Annotated in this window: 15 protein-coding genes; 9 read left to right on the forward strand and 6 right to left on the reverse strand. The window is 72.8% G+C overall.

Going from position 1 to position 18,063, the window contains the following annotated elements; all coding sequences use genetic code 11:
* Position 1 precedes the first annotated feature (1 nt).
* Complete coding sequence (locus ACQPXG_RS08460; protein ID WP_433467055.1) at positions 2-1,537, forward strand: class I adenylate-forming enzyme family protein; 1,536 nt, start codon at positions 2-4, stop codon at positions 1,535-1,537.
* Here the strand turns inward: ACQPXG_RS08460 and ACQPXG_RS08465 are convergent.
* A complete protein-coding gene (locus tag ACQPXG_RS08465; RefSeq protein ID WP_433467056.1) occupies positions 1,479-1,877 on the reverse strand; it encodes a Zn-ribbon domain-containing OB-fold protein in 399 nt (132 codons plus the stop codon). The genes ACQPXG_RS08460 and ACQPXG_RS08465 overlap by 59 nt on opposite strands.
* A 69-nt stretch (positions 1,878-1,946) precedes the next feature.
* Here ACQPXG_RS08465 and ACQPXG_RS08470 point away from each other — a divergent pair, with 69 nt between their 5' ends.
* The 7 genes from ACQPXG_RS08470 (at position 1,947) to ACQPXG_RS08500 (ending at position 10,931) form a co-directional block, all read left to right on the forward strand.
* A complete protein-coding gene (locus ACQPXG_RS08470; RefSeq protein ID WP_433467057.1) occupies positions 1,947-4,118 on the forward strand; it encodes an acetate--CoA ligase family protein in 2,172 nt (723 codons plus the stop codon).
* Complete coding sequence (locus ACQPXG_RS08475; protein ID WP_433467058.1) at positions 4,105-4,911, forward strand: enoyl-CoA hydratase/isomerase family protein; 807 nt, start codon at positions 4,105-4,107, stop codon at positions 4,909-4,911. Before ACQPXG_RS08470 ends, ACQPXG_RS08475 begins: the two co-directional genes overlap by 14 nt.
* A 100-nt stretch (positions 4,912-5,011) precedes the next feature.
* Positions 5,012-6,217: an amidohydrolase family protein gene (locus ACQPXG_RS08480; protein WP_433467059.1), complete on the forward strand. Its 1,206-nt coding sequence runs from the start codon at positions 5,012-5,014 to the stop codon at positions 6,215-6,217.
* A gap of 3 nt (positions 6,218-6,220) precedes the next feature.
* Positions 6,221-7,408: an acyl-CoA dehydrogenase family protein gene (locus ACQPXG_RS08485; RefSeq protein ID WP_433467060.1), complete on the forward strand. Its 1,188-nt coding sequence runs from the start codon at positions 6,221-6,223 to the stop codon at positions 7,406-7,408.
* A 34-nt stretch (positions 7,409-7,442) separates the two neighbouring features.
* Positions 7,443-8,429, forward strand: a complete 987-nt coding sequence (locus tag ACQPXG_RS08490; protein WP_433467061.1) for an acyl-CoA dehydrogenase family protein — start codon at positions 7,443-7,445, stop codon at positions 8,427-8,429.
* 30 nt (positions 8,430-8,459) lie between these two features.
* Positions 8,460-9,365 carry an SDR family oxidoreductase gene (locus ACQPXG_RS08495; protein ID WP_433467062.1) on the forward strand — a complete coding sequence of 302 codons (906 nt, stop codon included), beginning with the start codon at positions 8,460-8,462 and terminating at the stop codon, positions 9,363-9,365.
* A gap of 15 nt (positions 9,366-9,380) precedes the next feature.
* The gene (locus tag ACQPXG_RS08500; protein ID WP_433467063.1) at positions 9,381-10,931 is read left to right on the forward strand and encodes an AMP-binding protein; all 1,551 of its coding nucleotides are present in this window, start codon (positions 9,381-9,383) and stop codon (positions 10,929-10,931) included.
* Positions 10,932-11,022: 91 nt separating this feature from the next.
* On the opposite strand, the gene ACQPXG_RS08505 is transcribed toward ACQPXG_RS08500, so the two are convergent.
* The 5 genes from ACQPXG_RS08505 to ACQPXG_RS08525 all read right to left on the reverse strand — a co-directional run bounded on the left by ACQPXG_RS08505 (position 11,023) and on the right by ACQPXG_RS08525 (position 17,044).
* A complete protein-coding gene (locus ACQPXG_RS08505; protein WP_433467064.1) occupies positions 11,023-12,153 on the reverse strand; it encodes an ABC transporter substrate-binding protein in 1,131 nt (376 codons plus the stop codon).
* A 57-nt stretch (positions 12,154-12,210) separates the two neighbouring features.
* Positions 12,211-13,080, reverse strand: a complete 870-nt coding sequence (locus ACQPXG_RS08510; RefSeq protein WP_433467065.1) for an ABC transporter permease — start codon at positions 13,078-13,080, stop codon at positions 12,211-12,213.
* Positions 13,077-13,967 carry an ABC transporter ATP-binding protein gene (locus tag ACQPXG_RS08515; protein WP_433467066.1) on the reverse strand — a complete coding sequence of 297 codons (891 nt, stop codon included), beginning with the start codon at positions 13,965-13,967 and terminating at the stop codon, positions 13,077-13,079. Before ACQPXG_RS08515 ends, ACQPXG_RS08510 begins: the two co-directional genes overlap by 4 nt.
* Positions 13,968-14,066: 99 nt before the next feature.
* Positions 14,067-15,311, reverse strand: coding sequence for a CaiB/BaiF CoA transferase family protein (locus tag ACQPXG_RS08520; protein WP_433467067.1), 1,245 nt, complete (start codon positions 15,309-15,311; stop codon positions 14,067-14,069).
* The gene (locus ACQPXG_RS08525) at positions 15,308-17,044 is read right to left on the reverse strand and encodes an N-acyl-D-amino-acid deacylase family protein (RefSeq protein ID WP_433467068.1); all 1,737 of its coding nucleotides are present in this window, start codon (positions 17,042-17,044) and stop codon (positions 15,308-15,310) included. Before ACQPXG_RS08525 ends, ACQPXG_RS08520 begins: the two co-directional genes overlap by 4 nt.
* A gap of 165 nt (positions 17,045-17,209) precedes the next feature.
* Here ACQPXG_RS08525 and ACQPXG_RS08530 point away from each other — a divergent pair, with 165 nt between their 5' ends.
* On the forward strand, positions 17,210-17,986 hold the full coding sequence (locus tag ACQPXG_RS08530; protein ID WP_433467069.1) for an enoyl-CoA hydratase/isomerase family protein: 777 nt from the start codon (positions 17,210-17,212) through the stop codon (positions 17,984-17,986).
* The last annotated feature ends 77 nt before the right edge of the window (positions 17,987-18,063 follow it).

An 18,063-nucleotide genomic window follows, 5' to 3' on the forward strand; every position in this document is an offset into this window, starting at 1 on the left:
CGTGCTGACCGAGGCGCTCGATGAGGCGGTGAGGCGGTATGGCCGCAGGCCGGCGCTCCGCACGCCTGAGGGAGGGGAGCTGTCGTACGCCGATCTCGGCCGGCTCACCGACGAGACGGCCGCCGGCCTGGCCCGCCGCGGGGTCCGCGAAGGGCAGGTGGCGGCGCTGCTGCTGTCGGCCTCGGCGGAGTACGTGGTGGCCTACCTGGCCCTCGCCCGGCTCGGCGCGATCACCGCGGGCGTGAACCCGCGGCTCACCGCGCCGGAGGGCCGGGCCGTCCTGGACAGGGCCCGGCCGGACGTGGTCATCGGCACCGCGGAGCTCGTCGCGGAACGGCGGTGCGCCGCAGAGACGATCGAGGTGCCGCTCGCCGGGACGCCGGACGCGGTGCTCGCCGGCCTGCGCGACGACCGGCGGGCTCCGCCGGCCGTGCGGACCGATCCGGATCGGCCGGTGGCGATCGTGTTCACCTCGGGCTCCACCGGGACGCCCAAGGGTGCGGTGTTCGCAGGCCGCCAGCTGCGGGCGATCGCGTCGATCGACGCGGGCGGTCCGCGCCCCGCTCCGCCGGTGCTGGCCGGGACGGAGCTGCCGCATGTGGGTTTCATGACCAAGCTGCCAGGTCACCTGCTGGCGGGTGCCCGTGTGCAGTTGCTGCGCCGCTGGCGCGCGGCGGATGTGCTGCGGCTGGTCGCCGAGCAGCGCATGCCGGTGATCGGCGGGGTGTCCGCGCAGGTGGCGCTGCTGCTGCGGGTACCGGAGTTCGGTTCCCACGATCTGTCGGCGGTGCGGGCGCTGGTCGTGGGAGGCGGCCCCTCGCCGCCCGAGCTGGTGCGCCGGGCGCGGCGGCGGTTCGGGGCGGCGTACTCGATCCGCTATTCGAGCACCGAGTCCGGCGGGGTGGGGACCATGACCGCCTTCGACGCACCGGACGAGGAGGCGCTGCACACCGTGGGCCGCCCCCGGCCGGGCATCGACGTCGAGATCCGCGACGATCGCGGACGCGCGCTGCCGCCCGGTGAGGTCGGGCAGATCTTCCTCAGGTCGCCCGCGGCGATGACCGGCTACTGGCGGGACGAAGCGGCGACCGGCGCCGCGCTCGCCGGCGGGTTCCTGCGCACCGGGGACCTCGGCGTCGTCGACGACCGGGGATGCCTGCGGCTGGCCGGCCGGCACGGGGAGATGTACATCCGCGGCGGCTACAACGTCCATCCGCAGGAGGTGGAGGCCGTTCTCGCCGAGTGTCCCGGCGTCGCGGCGGTCGCGGTGGCGCCCAGGCCGGACGCGGTGATGGGCGAGATCGGGGTGGCGGTCGTCGTGCCGGCGGATCCGGGCGTGCCGCCCGGGCTCGACGAACTGCGCGCGTTCGCCGTTGGACGGCTGGCCCGGCACAAGCTCCCGGAGGAGCTGCAAGTCGTGGCCGAACTTCCCCTCACCTCGATGTACAAGGTCGACCGGCGTGCCCTGGCCGGTCTGGTCACCCGGGCCGGAACACCGGGACGCTCACCTCTCCCTCGTCGCGGAACTCGACCCTGAGCGGCATGCCGATGGCCGCCGCGCCGGGTTCGCAGCCGACGAGCTCGGTCATCATGCGCGGTCCTTCCGCCAGGTCGACGACGGCCGGGATGTAGGGCACCCGCTCGCCGAACGGCGGCAGGTCGTTCCAGCGCACGACCGAGTAGGTGTAGAGGCGGGCCCGTCCGCTCGCCTCCGTCCAGCGGACCCGGTCGCTCCAGCATCGCGGGCAGAACGGCCGAGGGTAGAAGAACGGCTCCCCGCAGGGCTCGCAGTGCTGGATCAGCAGCCTGCCTTCTCGGGCGGCGTCCCAGTACGGCCGTGTCTCCTCCTCGATCAGCGGCAGATGCGACTGCGCCAAGGCTCCCCTCCTTCGAAAGAAATCTGACGGGCTATCAGATAATCTCGTCGGTGAGCTTAAACTGACGACATGTCAGATAACAGCCCGCCGCAGGCGGTGGACGCGGAACAGGACGTGAGCGGCCGGGTCCTGGCGCTCGGCATGGCGGATCTCGACACCTTCTTCCGGCCTCGCACCCTCGCGGTGATCGGGGCCTCGGACGCGCCGGACCGGCCGAACACCGCCGTCTACCGCAGGCTGCGCGCCTGGGCCGGGCGCGTCGGCGCGCGCGTCCATCCCGTCAACGCCGGGCGTGACCTGGTGGACGGCGAGCCGTGCCACCGGTCGGTGGCCGACGTGCCGGAGCCCATCGACGTCGCGGCGGTCCTCGTGGGCGATCCGCTCAAGGTGATCGAGGAACTGGCGGTGGCCGGGGCGCGCTTCGCCGTGGTCTTCGCCTCCGGTTTCGCCGAGCTCGACGGCGACGGCAGGCACGCGCAGGAGCGGATGGCCGCGGTCGCCGCCGGTGGTCCGCGCGTCCTCGGTCCCAACACCAACCTCAACGCGTTCGAGACCTTCCGCGAAGACCTCGACGGGCCCGCCATCGCGCTCATCTCGCAGAGCGGGCACCAGGGACGGCCCGTCTTCCAGGCCCAGGAACTCGGCATCCGGGTGTCGCACTGGGCCCCCACCGGCAACGAGGCGGATCTGGAGTTCGCCGACTTCCTCCGGTACTTCGCCGACCTTCCCGAGGTCGGCGCCGTGGCCGGCTACGTCGAGGGCTTCAAGGACGGCCGCACCCTCATGCTCGCCGCCGACCACGCGGCCCGGCGCGGCCTCCCGGTCGTGGTGGTGAAGGTCGGACGGACCCGGGACGGCGCGTCGATGGCCGCGTCCCACACCGGAAAGCTCACCGGGTCCGACGCGGTGACCTCCGCGGTCCTGCGCCAGTACGGCGTCACCCGGGTCGACGGGCTCGACGAACTCCTGGACACCTCGCAGCTGCTGGCCCGAGCCAAGCCGCCGGTGAGTACCGGTGTCTGCGTGTACGCCATCTCAGGCGGCACGGGCGCGCACATGGCCGACCTGTGCGCGGCCGCGGGCCTGCCGCTGCCCGCGCTGTCGGAGCGGACGCAGGAGGCGCTGCACCAGTGGATCCCCGGTTACCTGCGGGTCTCCAACCCCGTCGACAACGGCGGCCACCCCGTCGGCGACTGGCGTGGCCGCCGCATCCTGGAGGCCCTCGTCGACGACCCGGCGGTCGGCGTGCTCATCTGCCCGATCACCGGAGCGTTCCCGCCCATGAGCGACACCTTGGCGCGGGACCTGGCCGACATCGCCGAACGGACCGACAAGCCGGTGTGCGTGGTGTGGGGCTCGCCGGTCGGCACCGAGGCGGCGTACCGCGACATCCTGCTCGGATCGCGGCGGCTGGCGGTGTTCCGCACGTTCGGCAACTGCGTCGGCGCGGTCCGCGCCTACTTCGACCACCACGAGTTCCGGGCCCGGTACCGGTCTCCCTTCGGCGACGTGCCCCGGCACCCGTCTCCGGCCGCCGCCGAGGCCCGGCGGTCGCTTGCGTCGGTCCCCGCGTCGGAGCACACGGCCAAGCGGCTGCTGCGCGCGTACGGCATCCGGACGCCGCGCGAGGAGCTGGTGGACGGCGCCGAGGCGGCCGTACGCGCCGCGGCGAAGATCGGTTTCCCGGTCGTCCTCAAGGGCTGCGGGCCGGGTGTCGAGCACAAGTCCGAGCTCGGGCTCGTGCATCTGGACCTGCGCGGTGAGGCGCAGGTCCGGGACGCGTACCGGCACGTCATCGCGCATGACGGAGTCGACGCCGCACTCGTCTGCGAGCAGGTGCGGGGCGGCGTCGAGACGGTCGTCGGCCTGGCCCGCGACGAGGTGTTCGGCCCCACGGTGATGGTCGGCCTGGGCGGGGTGTTCGTCGAGGTGTTCCGGGACATGGCCTTCCGGGTCCCGCCGTTCGACGCCGACGAGGCCCGGCGGATGGTGACCGGGCTGCGCGGGTTCCCGCTGCTCACCGGGACCCGCGGCCGGCCCGCCGCGGACGTCGGTGCGCTCGTCGACGTGATCATGAAGGTGCAGCGGATGGGCCTGGAGCTGGACGGCGTCCTCACCGAACTGGACATCAACCCCCTGGCCGTGCTGCCCGCCGGAGCGGTCGCCCTCGACGCGCTCGCCGTCACCGCCGCCGAGCGGACGCGTGAGTCCCGCAGTGAGGAGAGCGATGATGAGCGCTGACGACCTGCTCTACGAGGTGGAGGACGGTGTCTGCCGGCTGACGCTCAACCGTCCACGGGCCCTCAACGCCATCACCCCTGACATGCGGGAACGGCTGATCGAGGCGTTCGGTGACGCAAGCGGGAATCCCGGCGTCCGGGCGGTGCTGCTCACCGGGACGGGCCGGGCCTTCTGCTCCGGGGCCGACCTCCGCGCCGCGGCCGGCGTCCAGGAGGACGGCGCCGCACCGCGCGCGGGCGACATCGCGCGTCTCCTCCGCGACGGGGCGCAGCGGCTCGTCGCCGCCGTGCTGGACTGTGAGCGTCCCGTGATCGCGGTGGTCAACGGGACCGCCGCCGGGATCGGCTGCCATCTGGCCCTGGCGTGCGACCTGGTCCTGGCCGCGGACGGCGCGCGGTTCATCGAGGTTTTCGCCCGGCGCGGGCTGGTGCCCGACGGCGGCGGCGCCTACCTGCTGACACGGCTGGCCGGCCCGCAGCGGGCGAAGGAGCTGATGTTCTTCGGCGACGATCTGCCGGCCGCCGAGGCGGCCCGGCTCGGGCTGGTCAACCGCGTCGTCGCGGACGACGAGCTGGCGTCGACGGCGGAGCACTGGGCACGGCGTCTGGCCGCCGGACCCACCCTCGCCCATGCGCTCACCAAGCGCCTGGTGAACCGGGCGCTGGAGGGCGACCGGGCGTCCTGCTTCGAGGCCGAGGCGCTGGCGCAGGAGATCAACATGACCACCCGGGACGCCCGGGAGGGGCTGCGGGCCTTCGCCGAGGGACGCCGCGCGTCCTTCGAAGGCAGGTAACTGACACACCATCAGATTGTTCGCTCGGCCGTCTTCCGTACCGGACGCACACCGATTACCTTGTTTCTGACGACCCATCAGATAGCTGAGGATGTGTGAAATGACCCTGTCCTTCGGGGAACTGCCGAAGATCATCAGCGTCGACGATCACGTCGTCGAACCGCCGCACGTCTGGCGCGACTGGCTGCCCGCCCGGCTCCGCGACCGCGGCCCGCGGATCGAGCGCCGCGGCATCGGCGCGATGGAGCATCTCGGCGGCGGCACCTACCGCCAGACGTTCGACGACGACGGCCCCCAGGCGGACTGCTGGATCTACGAGGACCTCGTCTACATCCACAAGCGTCATGTCGCCGCCGTGGGGTTCGACCGCGACGACATGACGATGTCGCCCATCACCTACGACGAGATGCGCAAGGGGTGCTGGGACCCGAAGGCCCGTGTCGAGGACATGGAGCTCAACCACGTCGAGGCCTCGCTGTGCTTCCCCACCTTCCCCCGCTTCTGCGGGCAGACCTTCACCGAGGCCAGTGACCGCGAACTCGGCCTGGCCTGCGTGAAGGCCTACAACGACTGGATGGTCGAGGAGTGGTGCGGCGACTCGGGCGGCAGGCTGATCCCGCTCTGCCTGATCCCCCTGTGGGACGCCGAACTCGCCGCACAGGAGGTGCTCCGCAACGCCGAACGGGGCGTCCGCGCGGTGTGCTTCAGCGAGATCCCGCCCCACCTCGGACTGCCGAGCATCCACTCCGGCGACTGGGACCCCTTCTTCGCCGCCTGCGAGGACACGGGCACGGTCGTGAACATGCACATCGGGTCGTCGTCCAAGATGCCGGCCACCTCCGCCGACGCGCCGCCCGCCGTCGCCGCCTCGCTGTCGTTCAACAACGCCATGGCCTCGTTGTGCGACTTCCTGTTCTCCGGCGTCCTGGTCAGGTTCCCGCGGCTGGACGTGGCCTACTCCGAAGGCCAGATCGGCTGGCTGCCGTACGTCCTGGAGCGGGTCGACGACGTCTGGGACGAGCACCGCGCCTGGGGCGGCGTCCGCGACACGATTCCCGAGCCGCCGTCCACCTACTTCCACCGCCAGGTGTACGGCTGCTTCTTCCGCGACCGGCATGGGCTGGAGTCCCTGCACCGCATCGGCGTGGACCGGGTGACGTTCGAGACCGACTACCCGCACACCGACTCCACCTGGCCGCACACCAGGGAGGTGGCCGAGGAGATGTTCCAGGGGCTGGACGCCGACACCGTCCACAAGATCGTGAGAGGGAACGCGATCCGCATGCTGAAGCTCGATCTGGCGTGAAGCATGGACCTGCGTTTGAGCGAATCCGAGTCGGCGTTCCGGCATGACCTGCGGACGTGGCTGGCCGCGACCCTGCCCGTCCTCCCGCCCGCTCCGCGGCGCGACGACTGGACCGGACGCCGCGCGTACGACACCGGCTGGCAGCGCAGGCTCCACGAGGCCGGGTACGCGGGCGTCGACTGGCCGGCGGAGTCGGGCGGGCGCGGGTCCTCACCGGTAGAGCAGCTGATCTATCTGGAGGAGACCGCGCGCCCCGGCGTCCCGTACGTGGGGGTGAACTTCGTGGGCCTGCTCCACGCCGGTCCGACGATCATCGCTGAGGGCACGCCCGAGCAGCGGCGCCGCCACCTGCCGCGGATCCTGTCCGGGGAGGAGGTCTGGTGCCAGGGCTTCTCCGAGCCCGCCGCCGGGTCGGACCTCGCCGCGCTGCGCACGACCGCGGTGCGCGACGGTGACTCCTACGTGGTGCGGGGTCAGAAGACGTGGAGCTCGTTCGCCCAGGTGGCGGACTACTGCGAGCTGCTCGTCCGCACCGATCCGGACGCCGCCAAGCACAAGGGGATCACCTGGTTGATCCTTCCGATGGATCTGCCGGGCATCGAGATCCGCCCCATGCGCACCCTGGCGGGGTCGGCGGAGTTCGCCGAGCTGTTCCTCGACGACGTCCGCGTGCCGGTCGCCAACCGGATCGGCGCGGAGAACGACGGCTGGCGGGTGGCCATGGTCACCCTCCGGTTCGAGCGCGGCACGGCGTTCGCCGGAGACCTCGTCTCGTGCCTGCGGCTGCTGCGCGAGCTCGCCGTCCTGGCCCGCGCGTCGGAGGCCGTGTGGGGCGATGGCGCGCTCCGCCGCGAGCTGGGACGGCTGCACGCGGAGCTGGCCGCGCTCTGGTCGCTGACCAAGTGGAACGTGTCGCAGAGCCGGTCGGGCGTCCCCGGAATCGGCGGCTCCGTGGTCAAGCTGCGCTTCTCCGAACTGCGGCAGCGGCTGTTCGAGGCGGCGGCCGCGGTGCTCGGCCCGGCCGCGCTGGCCATGTCCGATCTCGGCGGGCCGCCGAGCGGCCGGTACGCGCGGGAACGGCTGTCCTCGCTCTCGTACACGATCGCGGCGGGCAGCTCCCAGATCCAGCGCAACATCATCGGCGAGCGGATCCTCGGCCTGCCCAGGGAGCCGGACACCGCCTCGCGATGACATCCATCCGGTACGACGACGGGAGGAGCCAGCAGTGGACTTCCAGCCCACCGAGGATCAGCGGGCGCTGCGGACGGGCATCCGGGAGCTGCTGGACGGCCGTCTCGACCGGCGGCGGCTACTGGCCCTCGCGGACGGAAAGCCCTTCGCCCCGGAGCTCTGGCGGGAACTGGCGGACGTCGGGGTGTTCTCCCTGCGTCTGCCGGACGAGGCCGGCGGCGCGGGCCTGGGCATGGCCGAGGCGGCGCTGGTGTTCGAGGAGCTCGGCCGGTCGCTGATGCCGGGTCCGCTGGCCGCCACCTTCCTGGCGAGCGGTGTGCTTCCCCGGGCGGGCACCGGAGACCTGGTGGCAGGGGTGGTCGAACTGCCCGCCGCGCACACGCTCGTCCAGCACGCCGACGCGCTTGACGTTCTGTTCGTCCTGGACGAAACGGGTGTGCGGCGCCTGGACGTCAAGGCACTGGAACCGGGCGCCCTCGCGCCGGTCGCCGAGCCGTTGGACCCGCTCACCCCCTTGCATCGCGCCACCGGACTGCCGGCGGGTGAGGACATCGGCGGTCCGGAGACCGCGCGGCGATGGCGGCGGGAGGGCGCGGTGCTCACCGCGGCCCTTCAGGCGGGCATCGCGCTGAGCACCACCGAGCTGGCCGTGGCGTACGCCAAGGAGCGCGAGCAGTTCGGGCGCCCCATCGGGTCGTTCCAGGCGGTCAAGCATCTGTGCGCCGACATGTTCGCCCGGGCGGAACTGGCCCGCGTCGCTGTGTACGCCGCCGCCGTGACGCTGGACGACCCGGACGTCCCGCCGGGGGACCGGGAACCGCCCGTCGCCACGGCCAAGGTCATGGCCGACCGGGCCGCGCTGGACAACGCCCGGAGCTGCGTCCAGGTGCACGGCGGCATGGGCTTCACCTGGGAGGCCGGAGTGCACCTCTTCCTGAAGCGCGCGTCGGTGCTGGCGGCCTCCTTCGGGACCGCGGCCGTGCACGAGGAGGCGCTCGCCGCGGCCCTGACCCTCGACTGAGCTGATCACACCGGACACGAGGAGCGAGAGTTGACGGGTTTCCTGAAGGACAAGGTCGTCGCGGTGACGGGCGCCGGGCGCGGCATCGGCCGGGCGGTGGCGCTGGCCTGCGCCGCCGAGGGCGCCGCCGTCGTCGTCAACGACCACGGTGTGGGCGTCTCCGGCGAGGAGCCGGCGAGCGAGGTCGCCGAGGCCGTCGCCGCGGAGATCACGGGGGCGGGCGGCGCGGCCGTCGCGGTCGCCGACACCGTGACGACCATGGCGGGCGGCGGCCGCATCGTGGGAGCCGCCGTCGAGGCGTTCGGCCGGATCGACGGCGTCGTGTGCGTGGCGGGGATCCTGCGCGAGCGGATGCTGTTCAACATGACCGAGGACGAGTGGGACCCGGTGGTCGCCACCCACCTCAAGGGCACGTTCACCGTGTTCCGCGCCGCCGCCGAGCAGATGCGGCGGCAGCGCTCGGGCAGTCTCATCGGCTTCACCTCCGGAAACCACGCGGGCAGCGTGTCGCAGGCCAACTACTCGGCGGCCAAGGGCGGGGTGGTCTCGCTGGTGCGCAGCGCCGCGCTCGGCATGCACAAGTACGGCGTCACCGCGAACGCCGTCGCGCCGGTCGCCCGCACCCGGATGTCGGCGGGCGTGCCGTTCGCGCTGGGGGAGATGGGCGAGCCCGAGGACGTCGCCCCGCTGGTGGTCTACCTGCTGTCGGACGCGGCGCGCGACGTCACCGGCCAGGTCTACACCGCCGCGGGCGGCAAGATCGCCGTGTGGAACCAGCCGCACGAGACGCGCGCGATGTACGCCGACGGCCGCTGGACTCCCGCGGAGATCGCGGACCGGCTGCCCGGCGACATCGGCCAGGAGCGGATGCCGATGCTGGACCGGATCGAGGCGATGGCCCGGGCCGCCGCCGACGGCGCCCGGCCGAACGCCTGAGCCGGCGGCCCGCAGATGACGACGATGCGGCCCTCGGGCCTGTGGGAGCTGGTCGAGTGGCGGGCGGCGGCCTCGCCGGACGCCGAGATGGCCGTCGACGAGCACGGCCGCCGCCTGACGTTCGGGGAGTACCGCGCGGCGGCCGAACGGGCCGCGGCCGGGCTCGCCGCAGGTGCTGCGGACGGGGGAGGACCTGGCCGGATCGCCGCGGTCTCCTGGCAGCTGCCGACCCGGATCGAGTCGCTCGTGCTGGTGGCGGCGCTCGCCCGGCTCGGCGTCGTGCAGAATCCGATCCTGCCGATCTACCGGGATCGCGAGGTCGGCTTCATCGCCGGGCAGGCACGGCCGGCGATGCTGGTCGTGCCGCCGGCGTGGCGGGGGTACGACCACGCGGCGATGGCCCACCGGATCGCGGGCGCGACACCGGGCGTGGGCGTGCTGGTCGTGGACGGTGCGCTGCCCGAGGGGGACCCGGCCACCCTGCCGCCACCCGCACGGCCCGGCGGCGCCCCACCGGTGCGGTGGCTCTTCTACACCTCGGGAACGACCGCGGACCCGAAGGGCGCACTGCACACCGATGCCGCTCTCATGGCGACCGCGGCGGGCATGGCCGAGCGGCTTGACATGACGGCCGGAGACCGCAACGCCCTGGTCTTCCCCTTCACCCACATCGGCGGGATCGTCTGGCTGTTCGCCGGCCTGCTGCACGGGTTCGCGCAGATCCTCGCCGAGACGTTCGACCCGCGGGCCACGACCGACGTGCTGCGGCGGGAGGGCGTGACGACGGCCGGCGCGGGCACGCCGTTCCATCTGGCCTACCTCGCCGCCCAGCGCGAGAACCCGGGCGACCGGCTGTTCCCGAGCCTGCGGGTCTGCCCGGGCGGCGGCGCTCCCAAGCCGCCCAGGCTGCACCTCGACGTCAAGAGGGAGCTCGGCGGCGCGGGGGTCGCGTCGGGCTGGGGCCTGACCGAATGCCCCATTCTCTCGATGGCGAGTGTGCGGGATCCGGACCGGGCCCTCGCGGGCACCGAGGGGCGCGCGATGCCCGGCGTGGACCTGCGCGTGGTGACGCCGGACGGCCGCGTCGCCGGCCCCGGCGAGGAGGGCGAGCTCCGCGCCAGGGCACCGCAGATGATGGCCGGCTACGCCGACGCCTCGCTCGACGGGCGGGCCTTCGACGCGGACGGCTACTTCCGCACCGGCGACCTGGGAACCATCGACGAGCACGGCTACGTGACCGTGACGGGGCGGCTCAAAGACGTCATCGTCCGCAAAGGCGAGAACATCAGCGCCACGGAGGTCGAGGGGCTGCTGTACGAGCATCCTGGTGTGCGTGACGTGGCGGTCGTCGGCCTGCCCGATCCGGCGCTGGGCGAGGTGTGCTGTGCGGTGCTGGTCCCCGAGGCCGGCCGCGAACCGCCGTCGCTGCGCGAGCTGTCCGCCTGGCTCGGGGAACGCGGCCTGATGATCCAGAAGCATCCGGAACGGCTGGAACTCGTCGAGGCGCTGCCGCGCAACCCCGCCGGGAAGATCCTCAAGAACGATCTGCGCAGCCGCTTCGGCTGACAGCGGGCCGCGACGCCTGCTCCACACAGGACTCGGCCCCGGATCCGGTACCGGTTCCGGGGCCGCGCGCGCCGCTCGGCGAGATCGAGGCTCAGGGTTTGTGACCGACCGCCTCGGCGTACAGGGTGCGGTCGACGGCCTCGCTCTCGGGCACGGCCTTGCCGAGGGCCCCGCCCTCGATGAACGCCTGCTGCAACCGCTCCGCCGTGTCCTTGCGGATCTCCCAGTCCCACTGCGAGGAAGGCACGGCGTTGAGGATCTCGGGCTTGAGGCCCAGGACCGAGGACAGCTGCTTGATGAGCGCGGGGTCCTTCTTGTAGTCGCCGGCGAAGTAGGTGTTGTAGATGCGGATGAGGGCGCGGACGAAGGCGACGCCCGCGTCGGGGTTCTCCCGCAGCATGCTGGGTCCGTAGATCATGCCGCCCAGCGGCTCGCCGTGCGGCTGCCCGCCGAGGAAGGCCATCCCGGGCTTGCCGTCCAGCTGCTTCCACAGCGGGTCGACCACCCATGCCGCCTTCACGCCGCCGTTGTCGAGCGCGGTAACGACGTCCGCGGGCCCGCCGAGGCCGGTGAAGCGCACCTTCTTGAGGTCGGTGCCGTGCTTGCGCAGCACCTCCCGCATCGGGTACATGATCACGCTGCCCTTGCCGATGAGCGTGCCCACCGGGGTCCCGTCGCCGAACTTGAGGGCGTCCGGTGCGGTGCCCTGCGGGACGCGCGCCCACAGGCCGGACTTGGACCCGGCGCCAGGGGCGAAGTTGCCCAGCACCCAGCGCAGCTCGAACCCCTGGTCGATGCCGTTGAAGAAGGCCGCCTCGGGCGCCGACCAGATCGCGTCGACCTCGCCCTTGGCCAGCAGCGGGATCGAGTCGGCGACGCCCAGCTGCTTGAACTCCACCTCCAGGTTCTCCTTGCCGAACTCGCCGTTGGCGATGCCCAGCTTGACGGGCGCCACGAACTCGGCCGAGCCGGTGCTCGCCGCCACCGTGATCTTGGTCTTGCGGGCCAGGGGCCTGGCCGCGGGCGTGCCCTTGTCGCAGCGCGCCGGCTTGCGGTCCTGCGCCAGCTCGGCCGGATCGCTCCAGGAGCCCGCGCCGCACCCGGCGACCGGGGTGATGGGGCGTGCCTTGCGCGGCTCGGCCGAGGTCGTCGCCCCCGAACTGCACGCGGCGGCGGTGAGCGCCAGGGCGGCGATGACCGGGACGGTTGCGGGAAATCTCATGGGTGTCCTCCGCTGCCGAAGCGGCTGGTGGTGGGGTGGCCGGAAGAGGAACGGCGGTCAGGTGCGGACGCGGTCGCGGTCATCGGGCGCCCAGGGGGTGAGGCGCCGCCCGGCGAACCGGATGATCTCCGAGAAGACCACGCCGAGGACGGCGACGCAGACGATGCCGACGTACATCACGTCGTTCTGGAACAGCGAACGCGAGTTGAAGATCAGGTAGCCCAGGCCGTCGGTGGCGGCGACGAACTCGGCGGCCACGATGACCAGGACGGACACGCCGGCCGCGATCCGCGTGCCGACCAGGATCTGCGGCAGCGCGGCGGGCAGCAGCACGTGCCGGAACATCTGCCGACGGCTCGCGCCGAACACCGCGCCCGCCTCCCGGTAGCCCTCCGGCACGGCCATGATCGCCGTCATGGTGGAGATCCACACGAAGAAGAACACGGTCGTGGCGACCAGCGCCAGTTGCGGCCCCTCGCCGAGGCCGAACATGTTGAGGAAGATCGGCAGCAGGGCCAGCTTCGGGACCACGTACAGGGCGTCGAGCAGCGGCTCCAGCGCGGCGCGCACCGTCCGCGAGGTCCCCATGAGCAGGCCGAGCAGCATGCCGACCGCCGTTCCCAGCAGGAAGCCGAGGACGACCCGGCGGGTCGTGGCCCACGCGTCCGGCCACAGCTCGCCGTCGACCGCGCGCTCCCATCCGTTCGCGGCGATCGTGGACGGCGCCGGGTAGACCCTGGCGTCGATCCAGCCGCGTGCCGAGGCCAGCTGCCACAGCGCGATCAGGACGACGGGCACGGCGATCGCAAGGCCGATCTCCAGGGCCCGCCGCCGCGCGGCGGCACGTGCCGGGGACCGTTCGGCGGCACCCGGCTCGCGCACGATCAACCGTTCCGCGGGGGCGTCGGACTTGCTCGGCGCGGTCATCGGCTCGTCCTCTCGGAGGGCTCGACCTCTCCTCGCAGCAGGTGCCAGAGCTCGGCCTTCAGCTCCGCGCACTCCGGGGAGTTGCGGACGTCCCCGCTGCGCGGACGGCCGAACGGGGGCACGCGCTCGGCCAGGATCCGGCCGGGGCGCGCGCTCATCACCAGGACCCGGTCGCCGAGGACGATGGCCTCCTCCAGGCTGTGGGTGACGAACAGGACGGTGCGCCGGTCGGCGTTGCAGATCGCCAGCAGTTCCTCCTGGAGGATGGTGCGCAGCTGGGCGTCGAGCGCGGCGAAGGGCTCGTCCATGAGCAAGATCTCCGGCTCCACGGCGAGCGCGCGGGCGATCGACACCCGCTGCCGCATCCCGCCCGACAGCGCGGCGGGGTAGGAGTCGGCGAAGTCGGTCAGGCCCATGCGGCCGAGCCAGTCCCGGGCCCGCGCCGTCGCCTCCTTGCGCGGGACACCCTGGACGTCCAGGCCGAAGCGCACGTTGGCCAGGACCGTCTTCCAGGGATAGATGCCGTAGTCCTGGAAGATCATCGCCGCCGGGTCCGGGGCGGTGGCGCGGATCTCCAGGCGTCCGGCGCTCGGCCGCAGCAGCCCCGCGACCAGGCGCAGGAACGTGGACTTGCCGCAGCCGGACGGCCCCACCAGGCAGCAGAACTCGCCGGTCGCGACGCCCAGGTCGAGCGGTCCGAGCGCGTGCACCTCGCCGGCGGCGGCAGGACGGCGTCCGGGCAGCGGCAGCCGGGCCCTGCCACGGCGGAACCGGCGTTCGACGCCGGTGGCCCGGATCTTGACGGACGGCTCGGGGTCCCGGCCGGGCGCCGGCTCCGAATCGTCGCGGGGGATCGTAGAACTCGTGTCATTTCGGCTGAGTTCCATGGCCTCACCTCCAAGGGCGCGGTGGAAGCGACAATATGACGGGTCGTCAGATTTACGCAATAGCACCTGCCCGGCGATCTCACCGCGGCCCCGCCCGGGTCAGGTGCCCAGCGCCCCGGCATCGCGCAGCCGCGCGATGTCCGGCGCGCCGTAGCCGAGCACGTCGCGCAGGACCTCCTCGGTGTGCTCCCCCAGCGAGGGCGCGTGCCGCGGTGACCGCGGCTCCTCGTCGAGGAACCGGATCGGGCTCGGCAGCTGCTCGGCGCCCAGGCGGTCGGCCGGGATCCACGGCAGGCGGTGCTGGAACTGCGGGTCACCGGCCAGCGTGCGGGGCGTGTTCACCGGGCCGATCGGCACGTTGTGCTCGACGCCGAACGCGATCCACTCCGCGCTGCTGCGGCACGCGAAGATCTCCGTCAGCGCGTCCCGCAGCGCGGTGTCCCCGACGGCGTGATCGGCGTAGCGCGATCCGGGATGCCGTTCGAACAGGTCGGGGCGCCCGACGCCCGTGCAGAAGTTGCGCCACAGCTCCCGCTCGGAAGCCATGAAGAGGACGTGGCCGTCGCTGGTCGCGTAGAACTGGTAGCGCACGCCGTGGCGCATTCCCGCCGTCCCGGGCTCGCGCCGCCGGTACCCGTCGGCCGGATTGCCGGTGACCTCGTCCTCCGGCCGCTCGTAGGCGCGCCAGGTCTCGCTCCGCAGCCAGTCCATCGACGCGGCCGCGTCCGACTGCGCCACCTCCAGGACCCCGCCCGTCCCGGTCGCCCTGGCCCGGAGGATCCCCGCGAGGATGCCCAGCGCCGCGTACAGCGGACCGGCGTGGATGCCGATCGAAGGGTGTTCGGGGATCGCCCAGTGACCGTCCCCGGCCGATTCCGGCTGGACGAGACCGGCCCAGGTGTCATAGGCGATCCCGTGGCTGGGCAGATCCCGGTAGGGGCCCGTCGCCCCGTACCCGGAGATCCCGCAGAACACGAGCCGCGGGTTCACCTCGGCCAGCACCCGGGGACCGAGCCCGCGCCGTTCCAGCCCGCCGGGCCGCATCGCCTCGACGACGGCGTCCGCGCCCCGGACCAGGTCGAGGAACACGTCCCGGCCCTCCGGCAGGCGCAGGTCGAGGACCACGCTGCGCTTGCCGCGGCTGATGTGGAGGTGCATCAGCGACACGCCCTCCACCATGGGCCAGGTCATCTCGCGGATGTAGTCGCCGTGCGGCGGCTCGACCTTGATCACGTCGGCGCCAAGGTCGGCCAGGTGCGTGGTGACCGCTCCGGGCCCGAGCATGGACGCCTCGACGATCCGGACCCCGGCGAGCGGGGCGCCGTGCCCGTCCCCGCCCGTCACGAGAGCCCCCCGGACGTCGTCACCGTGGCCGTATCGCGGCCGGACCGCAGCACGGTCCCCGGCGTCGCACCGGTGGCGGCGCCGTCCCGGACGGTCTCCACCCCGCCGACCAGGACCCGGACCACGCCGGTCGAGCCCGCCGTCAGCCGGGGCCCGCCCCCCGGAAGGTCGTGCACGAGCCGCGCGTTCTCGGCGCCCACCGTCGCGGGGTCGAAGAGCACGATGTCGGCGTACCCGCCCTCCGCGAGGGTGCCGCGCCCGCGCAGGCCGAACAGTCGCGCCGGATCCCGGGTGATCATCTGGACCGCCCGCTCCAGCGACACCAGCCTGCGACCCCGGAGCGTGTCGCCGAGGAAGCGGGTGGTGTACGGGGCGCCGCACATCCGGTCGAGGTGCGCGCCGGCGTCGGAACCGCCCAGCGTGACGTGCTCGTTCTCCCAGATCACCTGCCGCAGCCGCCACGACGCCGGGTCGTTGTCCGGCGGCATCGGCCACAGGACGGTGCGCAGCCCGTCGGCGGCGGCGATCTCGACCAGGGCCTGGAAGGGGTCGAGCCCCCGCTCGGCGGCCACCTCCTCCACCACCCGGCCCGTGAGCCCCTCGTTCTCGGCCGAGTAGGTGTCGCCGATGACGTACCTGCCGAAGTCGGCCAGCCGGCGGAAGACGCCGGCCTCAGGGCTGCGGGCGCGCTCCAGCAGGCCGGCCTGCACGAGCGGGTCGCGCAGCGCGGTGATGCGCCGGTCGATCGGCAGCGCGAGGATGTTGCCCCAGCCCGGGAGGAGGTTGAGCGCGCAGAAGGTGCCCAGGCTCATGTTCATCGGGACCAGCACCGGCATGGTCAGCGCCACCACCCGGCCGCCCGCCGCCGCGGCCGCCGCCGAGGCCTCCAGCTGCCTCCGCACCGTGTCGGGGGAGCGCGAGTCGATGGTCAGCACGTTCCAGTTGAGCGGACGTCCGGCGGCGGCGCTCATCGCGGTGACGAGGTCGATCTCCTCGTCGGAGAACGTGTCGAGACAGCCCTCGAACGCCCCCTCAAGCGTGGTCCCCTCGTGCTCGCCGGTGGCGCGGGACAGCGCGATGAGCTCCTCGCGCGTGGCGGACCTGGAGGGGACCGGCTCGCCGTCCCCGTCGGAATGGGTGTGCGAGAGGGTGGTCGACAGCCCCATCCCGCCGGCCTCTATGGACGCGTGCAGCAGCCGCACCATCTCCGCGAGCTCGGCCTCGTCCGCCTCGCCGCCGACCGCGCGCGGCCCCATGACGTAGCGGCGCAGCGCGCAGTGCCCCACCATGAAGCCCGCGTTCACCGCGATCCGTCCCTCCAGGACGTCCAGGTAGTCCCCGAACGACTCCCAGTTCCAGCCGGCCCCGGTTTCGAGCGCGGCCAGGGACATGCCCTCGACCTTCGCCATCATCCGCCGGATGTAGTCGGCGTCCCGCTCCCGCAACGGGGCGAGGGTGAAGCCGCAGTTGCCGCTCATCACGGTCGTCACGCCGTGCACGTTCGACGGAGTGGCGAACGGATCCCAGCACAGCTGCGCGTCGTAGTGGGTGTGGGGATCGATGAACCCTGGGGCCACCACCAGCCCGGCCGCGTCGATGTTCTCCGCCGCGGGTTCGTCGATGCGGGCCCCCAGCGCGGTGACGCGCCCGTCCCGCACCCCGACGTCGCCGGTGAACCCGGGCTTCCCGGTCCCGTCGACGATCGTCCCGCCCTTGATCAGGTAATCCAGCATCCCGGTCCCTCTCGCCTGGGTCCCACTCGGGAAACGATCTTTGGAAGCTCCGGCACGGTCTGATCACCCGCCCTTTCTGACTACCCGTCAGATTAGCGCCGGAGGCGTCTTGCTGAAAGGTCGTCAGATGACCGACGATGAACGGACACCACGGTGGGAGGACAGGTGACGGACTTCCGGACACTGCGCTACCGGGCCGCTGACGGCGTCGGATGGGTCACCCTCGACCGGCCGGAACGGCACAACGCGTTCGACCGCACCCTGGTCGACGAGCTGCACGGGCTCTGGCGGAGCCTGCGGTTCGACGACGCGGTCCGGGTCGTCGTGCTGACCGGCGCCGGGGACCGGGCGTTCTGCACCGGCATCGACCGGGCCGAGGTGATCCCCCAGCCGAGCTCGCCGTTCATGGCCGACGACCCGTCCGAGCGCCTCGGCCCCAAATCCGCCGGCCTGTGGAAGCCCGTGATCGCCGCCGTGAACGGCATGGCCTGCGGCGGAGCCTTCCATCTGCTCGGCGAGAGCGAGTTCGTCATTGCCGCCGAGCACGCGACGTTCTTCGACCCCCACGTCTCCTACGGCATGGTCGCGGCGGTCGAGCCCACGCAACTGAGTCAGCGCCTGCCGTTCGGGGAGCTGATGCGCATGTCCCTCACGGGGACCGCCGAGCGGATCACCGCCCGGCGCGCCTACGAGATCGGCCTGGTGTCCGAGGTCGTCCCGGGCGACGAACTGCACGCCGCCGCGGACCGCGTGGCCGCCGTCATCGCCTCCCACCCGCCCGCCGCCGTCCAGGGAACCGTCCGCGCCGTCTGGGCCGCCAGGGACCTGAGCCGCCAGCAGGCCCTCGCGGTGGCCCCCTCACTCGTCAACCTGGGAAGCCTGGACAAGGACGGGCAAGAAGACCTGTTCCGCGCCCGCCCCGGCACCTGGCGCCCGCGCTGACGCCGGGGGCCGCCCGAACAAGGACAGGGCCCGGCGGAGGTGCCGGGCCCTGTGACTAGGTTGATGGTCATGGCCGG

It is taken from the genome of Spirillospora sp. CA-128828, from assembly GCF_050945415.1.
Classification (GTDB): Bacteria; Actinomycetota; Actinomycetes; order Streptosporangiales; family Streptosporangiaceae; genus Spirillospora.

Coding starts and splice junctions, on each gene's coding strand:
- ACQPXG_RS08515 (WP_433467066.1), bottom strand. CDS start 13,967: ATGGAACTCAGCCGAAATGACACGAGTTCTACGATCCCCCGCGACGAT.
- ACQPXG_RS08500 (WP_433467063.1), top strand. CDS start 9,381: ATGACGACGATGCGGCCCTCGGGCCTGTGGGAGCTGGTCGAGTGGCGG.
- ACQPXG_RS08510 (WP_433467065.1), bottom strand. CDS start 13,080: ATGACCGCGCCGAGCAAGTCCGACGCCCCCGCGGAACGGTTGATCGTG.
- ACQPXG_RS08475 (WP_433467058.1), top strand. CDS start 4,105: ATGATGAGCGCTGACGACCTGCTCTACGAGGTGGAGGACGGTGTCTGC.
- ACQPXG_RS08485 (WP_433467060.1), top strand. CDS start 6,221: ATGGACCTGCGTTTGAGCGAATCCGAGTCGGCGTTCCGGCATGACCTG.
- ACQPXG_RS08525 (WP_433467068.1), bottom strand. CDS start 17,044: ATGCTGGATTACCTGATCAAGGGCGGGACGATCGTCGACGGGACCGGG.
- ACQPXG_RS08505 (WP_433467064.1), bottom strand. CDS start 12,153: ATGAGATTTCCCGCAACCGTCCCGGTCATCGCCGCCCTGGCGCTCACC.
- ACQPXG_RS08470 (WP_433467057.1), top strand. CDS start 1,947: ATGTCAGATAACAGCCCGCCGCAGGCGGTGGACGCGGAACAGGACGTG.
- ACQPXG_RS08480 (WP_433467059.1), top strand. CDS start 5,012: ATGACCCTGTCCTTCGGGGAACTGCCGAAGATCATCAGCGTCGACGAT.